The following is a 671-nucleotide window of genomic DNA, read 5'->3' on the forward strand; positions in this document are numbered from 1 at the left end:
GTCCGGACACGCCTGTCGAGTCGGACGGGACCTGCGACGACCTCGCGTACGTGATGTACACCTCCGGGTCGACGGGCCGGCCCAAGGGCGTGGCCGTCACCCACGCCGACGTGGCGGCGCTCGCCTCGGACAGCCGGTTCACGGACGGGCACGAGTGCGTACTGCTGCACTCCGCCCAGGCGTTCGACGCCTCGACGTACGAGCTGTGGGTGCCGCTGCTCTCCGGCGGCCGCGTGGCGATCGCCCCGCAGGAGGCCGTGACACCGACCCTGCTACGGGAGACCACCGCGGCGTACGGGACCACGGCGGTATGGCTGACGGCCGCGCTGTTCCACCTGTTCGCGCAGGAGGACCCGGGGTGCATGGCGGGCCTGCGCGAGGTGTGGACCGGCGGCGACGCGGTGCGGGCCGACGCGGTGCGCCAGGTGCGCGAGGCGTGCCCACAACTCGCGGTCGTGGACGGCTACGGGCCGACGGAGACGACGACGTTCGCCACCACGTACCGCATGGATCCGCAGACGGCGGTCCCGGCGGCGGTGCCGATCGGCAGACCGCTGGACGACATGCAGGTGTACGTGCTGGACGGCGATATGCGGCCCGTACCCGCCGGGGTCGTGGGTGAGTTGTATATCGGTGGTAGTGGTGTGGCGCGTGGTTATCTTGGTCGGCCG

General features: G+C 71.8%; 1 protein-coding gene. It reads left to right on the top strand.

The window, feature by feature from the left end:
• On the top strand, nucleotides 1–671 hold a 671-nt coding region (locus ACFQLX_RS25720), incomplete at both ends, for an AMP-binding protein (RefSeq protein ID WP_386418933.1).

Source organism: Streptomyces polyrhachis, assembly GCF_042663125.1.
In the GTDB taxonomy this organism is placed as follows: Bacteria; Actinomycetota; Actinomycetes; order Streptomycetales; family Streptomycetaceae; genus Streptomyces; species Streptomyces polyrhachii.